The sequence below is a fragment of the Streptomyces sp. NPDC057565 genome (assembly GCF_042801455.1).
In the GTDB taxonomy this organism is placed as follows: Bacteria; Actinomycetota; Actinomycetes; order Streptomycetales; family Streptomycetaceae; genus Streptomyces; species Streptomyces yanii.
In genome coordinates this window covers 44,157-57,623 of the sequence record NZ_JBHVFU010000048.1, presented here as the reverse complement: position 1 = coordinate 57,623, position 13,467 = coordinate 44,157, and the positions used below count along the sequence as shown (strand labels likewise).

Annotated in this window: 13 protein-coding genes and 1 pseudogene; 12 read left to right on the top strand and 2 right to left on the bottom strand. The window is 72.2% G+C overall.

Annotated features, from left to right (window positions below; all coding sequences use genetic code 11):
• Together ACFU8W_RS40635 and ACFU8W_RS40630 are read left to right on the top strand one after the other, a co-directional pair.
• Positions 1-499: pseudogene (locus tag ACFU8W_RS40635) on the top strand (hypothetical protein); the annotation flags it as partial.
• Entirely contained in the window at positions 499-1,206 is a 708-nt protein-coding gene (locus tag ACFU8W_RS40630) for a tetratricopeptide repeat protein (protein WP_384048879.1), read from the top strand. The pseudogene ACFU8W_RS40635 and the gene ACFU8W_RS40630, both read left to right, overlap by 1 nt.
• A 70-nt stretch (positions 1,207-1,276) precedes the next feature.
• On the opposite strand, the gene ACFU8W_RS40625 is transcribed toward ACFU8W_RS40630, so the two are convergent.
• Positions 1,277-2,554 (bottom strand): DUF1015 domain-containing protein, encoded by a 1,278-nt coding sequence (locus tag ACFU8W_RS40625; RefSeq protein WP_384048876.1) that lies wholly within the window; start codon positions 2,552-2,554, stop codon positions 1,277-1,279.
• Between the two features lie 72 nt (positions 2,555-2,626).
• Here ACFU8W_RS40625 and ACFU8W_RS40620 point away from each other — a divergent pair, with 72 nt between their 5' ends.
• From ACFU8W_RS40620 to ACFU8W_RS40605, 4 genes are all read left to right on the top strand, one after another.
• Positions 2,627-3,655 (top strand): HAD hydrolase-like protein, encoded by a 1,029-nt coding sequence (locus ACFU8W_RS40620; RefSeq protein WP_384048873.1) that lies wholly within the window; start codon positions 2,627-2,629, stop codon positions 3,653-3,655.
• 275 nt (positions 3,656-3,930) lie between these two features.
• Entirely contained in the window at positions 3,931-4,890 is a 960-nt protein-coding gene (locus tag ACFU8W_RS40615) for an iron chelate uptake ABC transporter family permease subunit (RefSeq protein WP_345513772.1), read from the top strand.
• A 5-nt stretch (positions 4,891-4,895) separates the two neighbouring features.
• On the top strand, positions 4,896-5,957 hold the full coding sequence (locus ACFU8W_RS40610) for an iron chelate uptake ABC transporter family permease subunit (RefSeq protein WP_345513771.1): 1,062 nt from the start codon (positions 4,896-4,898) through the stop codon (positions 5,955-5,957).
• Positions 5,958-6,034: 77 nt separating this feature from the next.
• Entirely contained in the window at positions 6,035-6,844 is an 810-nt protein-coding gene (locus ACFU8W_RS40605) for an ABC transporter ATP-binding protein (RefSeq protein ID WP_384048891.1), read from the top strand.
• Between the two features lie 137 nt (positions 6,845-6,981).
• Here ACFU8W_RS40605 and ACFU8W_RS40600 read toward each other — a convergent pair whose 3' ends face one another.
• Positions 6,982-7,329 (bottom strand): SCP2 sterol-binding domain-containing protein, encoded by a 348-nt coding sequence (locus tag ACFU8W_RS40600; protein ID WP_266987247.1) that lies wholly within the window; start codon positions 7,327-7,329, stop codon positions 6,982-6,984.
• A gap of 42 nt (positions 7,330-7,371) precedes the next feature.
• Here ACFU8W_RS40600 and ACFU8W_RS40595 point away from each other — a divergent pair, with 42 nt between their 5' ends.
• The 6 genes from ACFU8W_RS40595 to ACFU8W_RS40570 all read left to right on the top strand — a co-directional run bounded on the left by ACFU8W_RS40595 (position 7,372) and on the right by ACFU8W_RS40570 (position 13,444).
• Positions 7,372-7,671, top strand: a complete 300-nt coding sequence (locus tag ACFU8W_RS40595; RefSeq protein WP_384048870.1) for a hypothetical protein — start codon at positions 7,372-7,374, stop codon at positions 7,669-7,671.
• A 7-nt stretch (positions 7,672-7,678) separates the two neighbouring features.
• Positions 7,679-8,494, top strand: coding sequence for a TlyA family RNA methyltransferase (locus ACFU8W_RS40590; protein WP_266987249.1), 816 nt, complete (start codon positions 7,679-7,681; stop codon positions 8,492-8,494).
• Positions 8,491-9,396, top strand: coding sequence for an NAD kinase (locus ACFU8W_RS40585; RefSeq protein ID WP_384048867.1), 906 nt, complete (start codon positions 8,491-8,493; stop codon positions 9,394-9,396). Before ACFU8W_RS40590 ends, ACFU8W_RS40585 begins: the two co-directional genes overlap by 4 nt.
• Positions 9,397-9,492: 96 nt before the next feature.
• Positions 9,493-11,238 carry a DNA repair protein RecN gene (gene recN / locus ACFU8W_RS40580; RefSeq protein ID WP_384048864.1) on the top strand — a complete coding sequence of 582 codons (1,746 nt, stop codon included), beginning with the start codon at positions 9,493-9,495 and terminating at the stop codon, positions 11,236-11,238.
• 140 nt (positions 11,239-11,378) lie between these two features.
• A complete protein-coding gene (locus ACFU8W_RS40575; protein ID WP_384048861.1) occupies positions 11,379-12,158 on the top strand; it encodes a hypothetical protein in 780 nt (259 codons plus the stop codon).
• A 185-nt stretch (positions 12,159-12,343) separates the two neighbouring features.
• Positions 12,344-13,444, top strand: coding sequence for a glycosyltransferase family 4 protein (locus ACFU8W_RS40570; protein ID WP_384048858.1), 1,101 nt, complete (start codon positions 12,344-12,346; stop codon positions 13,442-13,444).
• Positions 13,445-13,467: the final 23 nt, after the last annotated feature.

Sequence of the window (13,467 nt, the reverse complement as noted above, 5' to 3'; positions counted from 1 at the left end):
CGTGACGACCGGCCGCGTGGGCCCCGTCGCGACGACGACAGCCGCGGCGGCGGGTTCCGCCGTGACGACAGTCGGCCCACGAGCGGCGGCGACCGCGGCGGGTTCCGTCGCGACGACCGTGCTGGTGGCTTCCGTCGCGATGACAGTCGTGGCGGCGGCGCTGGTAGGTTCCCCCGCGATGATCGTGCGCCGCGTCGTGAGGACGACCGTGGTGGGTACCGTGGGCCGCGTCGTGATGATGATCGCGGTGGGCGTCCCGGTGGTGGCTTCGAGCGTCGTGACGACCGGCCGCGTGGGCCCCGTCGCGACGACAGCCGCGGCGGCGGTGGATACCGCGGACAGCGGGACGACCGTGAGCGCGGCGGCTACCGCGGACAGCGGGACGAGCGTGGTGGCTACGACCGTCGGGACGACCGGGACCGTGAGCCGATCAAGCGGCTTCCCATTCCTGACGACGTCACCGGTGACGAGATCGACAAGGATGTTCGGCAGGAGCTGATGAGCCTGCCGAAGACCCTGGCCGAGGATGTTGCCCGCAACCTCGTCATGGTCGCCCGGCTCATCGACGAGGACCCCGACCAGGCGTACGCGTACTCGCGCATTGCGCTGCGGCTGGCCTCGCGGGTGGCTGCGGTGCGGGAGGCGGCCGGCTTTGCCGCGTACGCGACGCAGAAGTACTCGGAGGCGCTGGCCGAGTTCCGGGCGGCGAAGCGGATGACCGGTTCCGTGGAGCTGTGGCCCGTCATGGCCGACTGCGAGCGTGGACTCGGGCGGCCCGAGCGGGCGTTGGCCATGGCCGGCGAGACCGAGGTGCAGAAGCTGGACAAGGCCGGCCAGGTCGAGATGCGCCTGGTGGCCGCCGGGGCGCGCAGGGACATGGGGCAGATCGATGCCGCCATCGTCACCCTGCAGAGCTCCGAGCTCGCATCGAGTGCCGTGCACCCGTGGACGCCGCGACTGCGCTATGCGTACGCCGATGCGCTGCTGGCCGCGGGGCGCGAGGACGAGGCGCGTGAGTGGTTCGCGAAGGCCCTGGAGGCCGACAAGGACGGTGCCACCGACGCGTCGGACCGGCTCGCCGAGCTGGACGGTGTCGAGTTCGTCGACGCTCTCGGTGAGAGCGACGACGAGGAGACGGTCGAGGCCGAAGCCGGCACCGACACTGATGCCGATGATGCGGATGAGGACGGGTCGGCGAAGGCGTAGGACATGAGAGAGGGCGGCATCCCGCAAGGGATGCCGCCCTCTTTTTTGTGTCCTGCGTCCGTGCCCGTCGTCAGTCGAGGGCGAGGCTCCGCAGGACCAGGCCCGTGGCCGACTTGGGGCCGAACGAGGTCGACTTGCGGGGCATGGTGACTCCCTGTCGGGCCAGGTCCCGGACGACTTCTTCGCGCACCGGATGCATCAGGACCGCGGTGGCGTTGCGGCGCTCGGCCTGCTCCACGGCTGCCTCGGTGTCGTGTATGTACGCGATGCGTTCCGGGCTGTCGGGGATCTGCCACACATGGTCGAGCAGCGTCGCGTGCAGCACCGTCGCATCGAGAGTGCGCCAGGCGAGTGGGCGGTCGGCCGGGATCGTGCGGGCCAGCAGTGCCTCGTCCGGGCGGTCGACGAGATGGAAGCGGCCGTCGCCTGCCAGCAGGAAGGCGTTGCCCTCGGCGGCTGCCTCGGCGAGGGCGTCGAGGGCAACGGGGAGTGGTTCCTCGATGTCGCGGACGCGGAAGGTGCCGTTCAACGCGGCCAGGGCGTCGGCGACGGGGAGGCGGTGCAGCAGCCGGTGGATGGCGCGGACCCGGAGCGGGTAGCGGGCCGTGTCGACGAGGAGGACCAGGCCGAAGTCCCAGGGGCCCGGGTCGGTGTGTTCCTGCTGCAGCCGGAGGTAGGTGGCCCAGCGGTGGTGGCCGTCGGCGATGAGCGCCTGGTGGCGGGCGAGGTCGGTCTCGATCTCGGACCGGTCGGCCGGGTCGGTGACCGCCCAGAGCCGGTGCCGGTAGCCGTCCTCGGTGGTCGTCGCGAGCAGCGGCGGCCGGTGGATGGTGCGCTCGATCACAGCGGTCGCGCCGGTCGGGTCGCCCTCGCTGCGGTAGGTGAGCAGGAGCGGTTCCAGGTGGGCGGCTGTGGTGCGCATCAGGTTGGCGCGATCCTCGACGACATGGGCCATGACGTCCTCGTGCGGCAGGACGATGCCGTCGGCGGGGGAGGAGAGCGCCAGTGCTCCCACAATGCCGCGCTGCAGGATCTCGCCGCTGCGCTGCTCGTAGACGTAGAGCGCGGGCTCGCTCTCGGGGACCAGTATGCCCTCGTCGAGCCAGCGGTTCAGAGTCTCGGCGGCCTGCTCCTGGCGGGCGGCGGGCGTGTCGGCCTGCGGCAGGATCAACCTGACGATGTTGTGCGGGTCCGCCGATTCCAGGTGGTGCAGCCCGTCCGGGCGCACGACGACGTCGTACGGCGGTGAGGTCACCGCCGCGAGACTGCCGACCCGCTCGGGGACGTAGCGAAGACCGCGGAACGGGATCAGGCGCAGTCCCTGGCCGGTGGGACCTGGTGTCTTCATTTCTGCATCGTATGTGCGTTGCGGCGATGCGCGATGATCGGGGGAGAAGCATGCAATGAGGAGCGTAAAGATATGAGTCAGGTGAGCAGGACCCGGCCGAGCGGGATCAGCACTGCGCTGAGCGAGGCGTACGACACGGCTCTGCTGGATCTTGACGGGGTGGTGTACGCGGGCGGCCACGCGATCGTGCATGCCGTCGATTCGCTGGGCGTCGCGCGGGACCGCGGAATGCATCTCGCGTACGTGACCAACAATGCGCTGCGTACGCCGGCTGCGGTGGCGGACCATCTGACCGAGCTCGGGGTGCCGGCCGAGCCCGCCGACGTGATCACCTCGGCGCAGGCGGTGGCCCGGCTGATGGCCGATCAGCTGCCTGCCGGGGCTCGCGTGCTGGTGGTCGGGGGTGAGGGGCTGAAGGTCGCGCTGGAGGAGCGCGGGCTGGTGCCGGTGGAGTCGGCGGACGACGAGCCGGTGGCGGTGGCGCAGGGGTACGGCGGTCCCGACATGGCGTGGGGGCGGTTCGCTGAGGCTGCGTACGCGATCAACCGTGGGGTGCCGTGGTTCGCGTCCAACACCGATCTGACGATTCCGAGCGCCCGGGGGATCGCGCCGGGCAATGGTGCGGCGGTCGAGGTCGTACGGATCGCCACCGGTGCCGAGCCGCAGGTCGCCGGGAAGCCGCTGCCGCCGATGCACCGTGAGACCGTGCTGCGGACCGGGGCGGAGCGGCCGCTGGTGGTCGGGGACCGGCTGGACACGGACATCGAGGGTGCGTTCAACGGTGGAGTGGACTCACTGCTGGTGCTCACCGGGGTGACGGACGCGGCACAGCTGGTGGCGGCCGAACCGAAGCACCGGCCGACATATGTGGATGCGGATCTGCGGGGACTGCTCACCGGGCAGCCCGAGGTGACGGAGAACGGCGGTGGGTTCGGCTGCGGTGGCTGGACGGCCGTGGTGCGCGGCGACGAGCTGGCGCTGGAGGGCGACGGGGATGTGCTCGACGGGCTGCGGGCGCTGTGCGGGGCCGCCTGGTCGTACGCCGGTGAGGGGGCGTGCCGGCTTGACGCGGGGAAGGCGGTGGCCAGGCTCGGGCTGTAGTCCGGCGGCAGCCGGACGACGCTGCGCGCGGGGCGTGGGCAACTGGGCGGGAGGGGCCGGGAGTTCGCCGGGGCGACGGATCCTTGCGGGATGAATCGGGCGTATGCGGCGTTCCGTTGTGTACGGGGAGCCGGGCGGCTCGACAACTTAAGAGGGTAGGCTAACCTAACCTCGTGTTGGTCGAGAGTCCGCCAGAGCCGAGCGCAGGTCCCAGGGCCGTGCCGGTGACATCCGCGCCCCCCGGGCGCCATGCGATCCGTGCCGCAGGGCTGTTGATGGCCGTGGTCGCGCTGGTGCTGGTATGCCTCGCGAGTGTCGCGATCGGTGCCAAGGCGCTGCCCCTCGCCGATGTCTGGCACGGTCTGTTCCACGCCTCGGGGACCCATGGCGATGTCCTCGTGCGGGAGGTGCGCATTCCGCGGACCGTGCTCGGGCTGATCGTCGGCACCGCGCTCGGCCTCGCCGGTGCGGTGATGCAGGCCCTGACCCGTAACCCACTGGCAGAACCCGGACTGCTCGGGGTCAACGCAGGAGCCTCGGCTGCTGTCGTGTCCGCGATCAGCTTCTTCGGCGTCACCTCGCTGACCGGGTACGTGTGGTTCGCCTTCCTCGGCGCCGCGGTCGTGTCGGTCGCGGTGTACCTGCTCGGTGGCAGCCGGTCCGCGACACCTGTACGCCTCGCCCTCGCCGGGACCGCGGCCAGCGCCGCGCTGTTCGGCTATGTCAACGCCGTACAGCTGCTGGACGCGGCGGCGCTCGACCGGCTGCGGTTCTGGACGGTCGGCTCGCTGGCCTCGGCGAACATGGAGACCGTCGGCAAGGTGTGGCCGTTCATCGCGGTCGGTGTCGTCCTCGCACTGCTCATCGCCCGGCCGCTGAACGCCCTGGAGATGGGCGACGACACCGCCAGGGCGCTCGGCGCCCACCTGACCCGCACCCGCGTCCTCGCGATGCTCGCCGTCACTCTGCTGTGCGGGGCCGCGACCGCCGCGTGCGGGCCGATCGTCTTCATCGGGCTGATGATCCCGCACCTGGTGCGCGCGATCACCGGCCCCGACATGCGGTGGATCCTGCCGTACGCGGCCGTGCTCGCGCCGGTGCTGCTGCTCGGCGCGGACGTGGTGGGGCGGGTGATCGCCCGGCCGTCCGAGCTGCAGGTCGGCATCGTCACCGCGCTGCTCGGCGGTCCCGTCTTCATCCATCTCGTACGCCGCAAGAGGATGGCCCAGCTGTGACGACCATGAAGACCCGTACGAAGGGCGGGGCCGGCACGGTTCGGGCCGTACGGACCGGCGGGGGGCTCTCCTTCCGGGTGGACGTCCGGGCGTTCGTGGTGATCGTGCTCCTCGCCGCCGTGGCAGCCGGGGCCGGGATCGTGCTCATCGGCAGCGGCGACTACACGATGACACCCGGCGAGGTCGTCAGCACGCTGTTCGGACACGGCACCTTCCAGCAGGAGTTCATCGTCACGGACCTGCGCCTGCCACGGGTCCTCGTCGGGCTCCTGGTCGGGGCGGCGCTCGGGGTCGGCGGTGCCGTGTTCCAGACCATCTCCCGCAACCCGCTCGGCAGCCCCGACGTGCTCGGCTTCGGCCAGGGTGCCACCGTCGGTGCGCTGACCGTGATCGTCCTCTTCCAGGGCGGGGCCGCCGCGGTCGCGGGCGGCGCCGTGGTCGGCGGGCTGCTCACCGGCGCCGCGGTGTACCTGCTGGCGTGGAAACGAGGGGTCCACGGATACCGGCTGGTGCTCGTCGGTATCGGCGCGGCCGCGATGCTCACCGCCGCCACCCAATATCTGATCACCAAGGCCAACCTGGTGGACGCAACCCGCGCCGTCGTCTGGATGACCGGCTCGCTGGACGGGCGCGACTGGGCGCAGGTCCGGCCGCTGCTGGTGGTGTGCGGCCTGCTCATTCCGTTGGTGCTCGGGCACGGGCGGGCGCTGCGCATGATGGAGATGGGCGACGACGCCGCGTACGCCCTGGGGGTACGGGTGGAACGCACCCGGCTCGTCCTGATGGGCTGCGCCGTGCTGCTCGTCGCCGTCGCCACCGCCGCCGCCGGCCCCATCGCCTTCGTTTCGCTGAGCGCCCCGCAGCTGGCCCGCCGGCTCACTCGCTCGCCCGGGCCCAATCTGGCGCCCGCCGCCTTCATGGGGGCCGCGCTGCTGCTCGTCGCCGACTGGATTGCGATGGACTCCTTCGGCGACCGGCAGCTGCCGGTCGGTGTTGTCACCGGCGTGCTGGGTGGCTGCTACCTGCTGTGGCTGCTCGTCTCCGAGCGCAGAGCGGGGCGGATATGAGAACCCGTCGGACGGTGAATCCGCCCCGTAGGACCAGCCCATCGATGACCCATCCCACCGACTCCCGGAGTACGACCATGCAGCGCCTCACCGCGGATTCGGTGACCCTCGGCTACGACCAGCGGGTCATCGCGGAGAACCTCTCGGTCGAGATCCCCGACAACTCGTTCACCGTGATCGTCGGCCCCAATGCCTGTGGGAAGTCCACGCTGCTGCGGGCACTGTCCCGGATGCTCAGGCCGAGCCGGGGGCAGGTGCTGCTGGACGGGCAGACGATCCATGCGATGCCCGCGAAGAAGGTTGCGAAGACCCTGGGGCTGCTGCCGCAGTCCTCGATCGCACCCGACGGCATCACCGTCGCGGACCTGGTAGCACGCGGGCGGTATCCGCATCAGGGGCTGCTGCGGCAGTGGTCGCCAGACGACGAACGCATTGTCGAGGAATCGATGGTGTCGACCGGTGTCCGCGAGCTGGCCGATCGCTATGTCGACGAACTGTCCGGCGGCCAGCGGCAGCGTGTCTGGATCGCGATGGCGCTTGCGCAGGAGACGCCGCTGCTGCTGCTCGACGAGCCGACGACGTACCTCGACATTCAGCACCAGATCGATGTCCTCGACCTGTGCGCGGAGCTGCATGAGACACGCGGGCGGACGTTGGTCGCCGTGCTCCACGACCTGAACCACGCCGCGCGCTACGCCACGCATCTGATTGCCATGCGCGGCGGCGAGGTCATTGCCGAGGGGGCGCCGGGAGACGTGGTCACGGCGGAGCTGGTGGAGCGGGTGTTCGGGCTGCGGTGCCAGGTGATCGAGGATCCGGAGACGGGGACGCCGTTGGTGGTGCCGGCCGCACGGGGCGCGCGCGTCGTGGATTCGGTGGGGGCCTGAGCGGGATCGCGCTGCCCGTCGGCGCGCTCTGTCCTCAATGGCCGGACGGGCTTGATTCCGCGGGCGTGATCGGTCAGCGCGGCCGGCTTGATGGTGTGGGTGTGGCCGGTTGCCCCAGTGGACTGGGGGTGGGTGTACTACAGCAGTGTTCTGAGGCGCATGAGGTCTCGGAGGCTTGCTTCCAGCCGGACCCGGCCCGAGGCCCAGGCCTTTGCGAAGTTCAGGTTCCCGTTCACCATGGCCACCAGGTCGTCGCCGTTCATCGCGAGCCGGATCTCGGCCTTCTCGCTCGGCGGGCCCTCGATCGTGTCGAGTACCTGGATCCGGCCATCCTTGAGACGGCCGGTGAAGGTGATACCGAGATCCTTGATGTGACAGCTCAGCGAGCGGTCCAGGGCAGCCGCGCTGCGCACGTCGCCCTCGGCCGTCGCGAGGTTGTCGGAAAGTCTGTCGAGTGCGCTGCGGCACTCCGCCATGGTCGCCATCGTGACTGACGGTACCCCAGGCCTTCGCGGTAGCGTTTCCGCATGAGCGACTTGATGCCGGAAGCCGGGGCTGCGCCCGGGGAGTCGGTGGAGACGGCCGGCCCCGCACCCGAGCCCGCAGCCCCCGCCCCCCTGGGCGTCACGCGCACCCCCACCGGGCACGCCGAGGTGGACGCGGGTCTGGAGCGGCTGGCCGATGCGGACCACCTCCCGGCGGAGGGACACATCAAGGTGTACGAGGATGTACACCGTGGGCTGCGCGATGCGCTGACCGCGCTGGATGCCCGACCCGCACCCGCACCGGTACCCGCACCGATGCCCCCGTACAACAACAGGAGCTGAACCGAACGTGGCAGGAGTGGCACGTCGCCGCCTCGACGCCGAACTGGTACGCCGAAAGCTCGCCCGCTCACGCGAGCATGCGAGCCAGCTGATCGCCGCAGGGCGGGTGACCGTCGGCGGCAACACCGCGACCAAACCAGCCACCCAGGTCGAGACCAGCGCCGCGGTCGTCGTCATCAAGGACGACAGCGACCCCGAGTACGTCTCGCGCGGCGGGCACAAGCTCGCGGGCGCCCTCGCCGCCTTCGTACCCCTCGGGCTGAAGGTCGAGGGACGGCGGGCGCTGGACGCAGGGGCGTCGACCGGTGGATTCACCGACGTGCTGCTGCGGGCCGGAGCCGGTCATGTCGTCGCCGTCGACGTGGGCTACGGGCAGCTCGCCTGGTCGCTGCAGTCCGATGAACGCGTCACCGTCAAGGACCGCACCAACGTACGTGAATTGACGCTGGAGGCGATCGACGGCGAGGCGGTGGACCTGGTGGTCGGCGATCTGTCGTTCATCCCGCTGGGGCTCGTCCTGCCTGCTCTGGCGCGCTGTGCCGCCCCCGACGCGGACCTGGTCCTGATGGTCAAGCCGCAGTTCGAGGTCGGCAAGGAGCGGCTGGGCAGCGGCGGCGTGGTACGCAGCCCCGAGCTGCGGGCCGAAGCGGTACGGGAGGTCGCGCGCCGGGCCTGGGGGCTGGGACTCGGAGTGCGCGGAGTGACCGCGAGCCCACTGCCCGGGCCTTCCGGCAATGTCGAGTATTTTCTCTGGCTGCGGGCCGGAGCGCCTGAGCTGGATCCCGCGGATGTCGACCGTGCAGTGGCGGAGGGGCCTCGTTGACGACGAATGCGGCACGAACAGTCTTTCTTTTGGCGCATACCGGCCGGCCGGCCGCGATCCGCAGCGCCGAGCTCGTGGTGCAGGGGCTGCTGCGCAGCGGACTCGGGGTACGGGTCCTTGCCGCGGAGGCCGCCGACCTGCCGCTCCCGACGGCCGTGGAGACGGTCGACGACGCGACGCCCGCGGCGGTCGACGGCTGTGAGCTGCTGATCGTCCTCGGCGGGGACGGGACGCTGCTGCGCGGCGCCGAGATCTCCCGGGCCTCCGGGGTGCCGATGCTCGGCGTCAACCTCGGCCGGGTCGGCTTCCTCGCCGAGGCCGAGCGGGACGACCTGGACAAGGTGGTCGACCGGGTCGTCACCCGGGCGTACCGGGTCGAGGAGCGCATGACGATCGACGTCCTCGTGCACAGCAACGGCGACGTCGTCCACACCGACTGGGCGATGAACGAAGCGGCCGTGCAGAAGGTGTCGCCCGAGCGGATGCTCGAAGTCGTCCTGGAGATCGACGGGCGCCCGGTCACCGGCTTCGGCTGCGACGGCATCGTCTGTGCGACGCCGACCGGCTCCACCGCGTACGCCTTCTCGGCGGGCGGGCCGGTGGTGTGGCCGGAGGTCGAGGCGCTGCTGATGGTCCCGATCAGCGCCCACGCCCTGTTCGCCAAGCCGCTGGTGACGTCGCCGACCTCGGTGCTCGCCGTCGAGGTCCAGCCGCACACGCCGCACGGGGTGCTGTGGTGCGACGGGCGCAGGACCGTGGAGCTGCCGGCCGGAGCGCGGGTCGAGGTGCGGCGCGGCGCCGTGCCCGTACGGCTGGCGCGGTTGCACCAGGCCTCGTTCACGGACCGGCTGGTGGCGAAGTTCGCGTTGCCCGTCTCGGGGTGGCGGGGCGCGCCCCACTGATCGCCTCGGTGCCGCAGATCTCGGCCCTCCGGCGCACGGGAGAGTGAATCCGCGGCCGGGGCCCGTCGCACACCGGGGTCCGGACCTCGTAAGGTCGTGTCCGTGTTGGAGGAGATGCGGATACGGTCGCTCGGAGTCATCGACGACGCGGTGGTGGAGCTGTCACCCGGGTTCACCGCGGTGACGGGCGAGACCGGCGCGGGCAAGACCATGGTCGTCACCAGCCTGGGGCTGCTGCTCGGCGGGCGCGCCGACCCCGCCCTGGTGCGGATCGGTGCCAAGGCTGCCGTCGTCGAGGGACGGATCACGGTGTCCGCCGGTGACGCGGCCGCGGTACGGGCCGAGGAGGCCGGGGCCGAAATCGACGAGGGTGCGCTGCTGATCAGCCGTACCGTTTCCGCGGAGGGGCGCTCGCGGGCCCATCTCGGCGGACGGTCCGTGCCGGTGGGCGTCCTCACCGAACTCGCCGACGAACTCGTCGCCGTGCACGGCCAGACAGACCAGCAGGGGCTGCTCAAGCCCGCGCGGCAGCGGCAGGCCCTGGACCGGTATGCGGGCGACGGCGTCGCCGTGCCCCACGCCAAGTACGCGGCGGCGTACCGGCGGCTGCGGGCCGTCGTCACGGAGCTCGACGAGCTGACCACGCGCGCCCGCGAACGAGCCCAGGAAGCGGATCTGCTGCGCTTCGGACTGGGCGAGATCGCCGGCGTCGAACCGCTGCCCGGCGAGGACACCGATCTCGCCGCCGAGGCCGAACGGCTCGGTCACGCCGAAGCGCTTGCCTCCGCGGCCGCCCTGGCGCACGCCGCGCTCGCGGGCAACCCGGAGGACCAGGAGGGCGTCGACGCGACGACCGTCGTCGCCGCGGCCGGGCGGTCGCTCGACGCCGTCCGCGCCCACGACCCGGCGCTCGCCGCGCTCGCCGACCGGATCGGCGAGATCTCCATCCTGCTCGCCGATGTGGCGGGCGAACTGGCCGGGTACGCCGACCAGCTGGACGCCGACCCGCTGCGGCTCGCCGCGGTGGAGGAGCGGCGCGCCGCGCTCACGGCGCTCACCCGCAAGTACGGCGAGGACATCGCCGCCGTTCTCGCCTGGGCCGAGGAGGGGGCCGACCGGCTCACCGAACTCGAGGGCGACGACGACCGGATCGGCGAGCTGACGGCCGAGCGGGACGCGCTGCGGGCCGAACTCTCCGGGCTCGGACAGGCACTGACCGATGCGCGAACGGCGGCGGCGGCACTCTTCGCCGAAGCGGTGACCGAGGAACTGGCCTCCCTCGCCATGCCGCACGCCCGGGTCTCCTTCGACATCCGGCAGACCGACGCGGCGGACGAGGCGTCCGGCATCGACATCGGCGGGCGGAGCGTGCTCTACGGTCTGTCCGGCGCCGACGAGGTGGAACTGCTGCTGGCCCCGCACCCCGGCGCCCAGCCCCGGCCGATCGCCAAGGGTGCGTCGGGCGGTGAGCTGTCCCGGGTGATGCTCGCCGTCGAGGTGGTGTTCGCGGGCTCCGACCCCGTACCCACGTACCTCTTCGACGAGGTCGACGCGGGCGTCGGCGGCAAGGCGGCCGTCGAGGTCGGGCGGCGGCTGGCGAAGCTCGCCAAGTCCGCGCAGGTGGTCGTCGTCACGCACCTGCCGCAGGTGGCGGCGTTCGCCGACCGGCAGCTGCTGGTCGAGAAGACGGTCGACGGCGCGGTGACCCGGAGCGGTGTCACGGTCCTGGAGGGCGAGGACCGGGTACGGGAGCTGTCCCGGATGCTTGCGGGGCAGGAGGACTCGGAGACGGCGCGGGCGCATGCGGAGGAGCTGCTGGCCGCGGCGCGGTCGGACGGGTAGGCGGCGGCGCACCGCTGTGCGGGGCGTCTTCGCCGTTCGGTGCGGGGACGGGCCGGCTTCGGTGTCTGCGGCGCGGTGTGCGGGCGGGCCTCGGCGCCCCTGCGTCCGAGTGCTCGGGGCGGACTCGTAGCCTGGCGGGCATGGGAGCAATGATCAGCAGGGTCGCCGCCGGTGCCGTCGCCGCCGGGGTCGCGGGCGGGGTGTACCGGGCGCTGCGGAGGCGGCCGCGCCCGGGGTGGTCGCGGACCAACTACGCGGGGCACACCGTCGATCTGTATGCCGGGCCCGCCGTCGCACTCGGTGCCGCCGCCGGGGCCGCCGTGCTCCCACTGCCGCCCCGCACCCGGACCGCCGCCGCCCTCGCCGTGCTGGCCACCGGGGGCTGTGGGGCGTACGACGACTTCGCCGGCGCCGACGATCCGCGCCGCGGGTTCCGCGCCCATCTCACCGCGCTGCGGCACGGCGAGGTGACCAGTGGCGCCGTGAAGCTCTTCGGCATCGGGGCGGCCGGGCTCGCTGCGGGCGCGCTGCTGAAGGAACGGCCCGTCGACCGGATCCTCGCCGGTGTCGTGATCGCGGGAACCGCTCATCTCGTCAACCTGACGGACCTGCGGCCGGGCGTCGCGACCGCCACCGTGCTCGCCCTCGGGACCCCGGGGCTGGTCCGGGGCGGACTCGGTGCCGCGCCGATGGGGGCCGTGGCAGCCCTCGCCGCCGAGGAGCTGGGGGAACGCACCATGATCGGGGACGCGGGGGCGCACGCCCTGGGCGCGGCCGTCGGTCTCGCGATCGTTGCAGGCAACGGCCGCGGCGGGCTCGCCGCCCATGCGGCGGGGGTCCTGGCCGCGGCGGTGTACGGGGACCGGATCAGCGGGCTCGCCCGGCGCTGTCGGATCGGTGACGTGCTGTCGGGGCGTTGACGCGTCGCCGCGTCGCCGGCGTGGCACTATCGCACGGTTGTCCTCACCCGTTCGGGTGGTAACGCACGCCCGGTTGTCGCTGTGTACACCGGAACCACGGCTCCGAGGTGCCGGAGCGTGCGTACGGACTGGCATCCTTGGCGGTGCACATACCGCCGACTCGGTAGCCCCGGGAGCCATTCAACGTGTCACAGCTGCGTACGGTCCAAGTCCTGGGCGGCGGCAGTGCGGGCAGCAGCGCTCACGTCAGCTCGCTGGCCGCGGGGCTGGTGGCGAGAGGCGTACGCGTCACCGTCTGCGCCCCGGCCGAACTGGACCGCGCCTACGACTTCTCCGGCACGGGGGTCCGCTTCGTCCCCGTACCGCGGCGCAGCGACCCCGCCGCCGTCGCCGCCCTGCGGGGCGCCTGCGTGGGGGCGGACGTGGTCCATGCGCACGGGCTGCACGCCGCCGTACGCACGGGTCTTGCGCTCGGTGGGCGGCGCACCCCCCTGGTTCTGACCTGGCACACCCGGGCGTACGCCGAAGGTGCTCGCAGCCGGCTGCTCCACCTTCTGGAACGAAGGGCCGCCCGGGCGGCGGCCGTTGTGCTCGGTACGTCGTCGGACCTGGTCGACCGGGCGCGGCGACGGGGCGCGCGCGACGCGAGACTCGCGCCGATCGCCATCCCCCTGTCGCGCGTTCCCTCCGCTGCCCGCGGCGATGGCAAGGCGCGGGCCGAACTCGGAGTGGTGGGGCGACCGTTACTCGTCTCCGTCGGCAGTCTCGTACCGCATCACGGGTACGACACGCTGCTCGACGCGGCACGGATGTGGCGTCAACTCGACCCCGTGCCCCTGCTGGTCATCGCGGGGGAGGGGCGGGAGCGGGGTGCGCTCCAGCGGCGGATCCGGGACGAGGAACTGCCCGTCAGACTGATCGGGAGCCGCGACGACGTCGCCGGGCTTCTCGCCGCCGCCGATCTGGCCCTGTTGCCCAGTCGATGGGAGGCGCGGTCGCTGGTGGCGCAGGCGGCGCTGCGGATGGGGGTGCCGTTGGTCGCCACGGCGGTGGGCGGGATGCCCGAACTGGTCGGGGACGCGGCGGAACTTGTGCCGTACGGCAACGCGGAGGCCATGGCGCGGGTCGTGATACGGCTGCTGGGGGACCCGGCGGCTCGGGAGCGGATGGCCGGCACGGGGTGTGTGCAGGCGGCGAGTTGGCCCACGGAGGACGACACGATCGCGCAAGTCCTCAGTGTGTACGACGAGTTGGCTCAGCCGTTGGCGATCGGGCGGGGGTGGTGAGGTGGCGGCGGGGACGCCGGAGC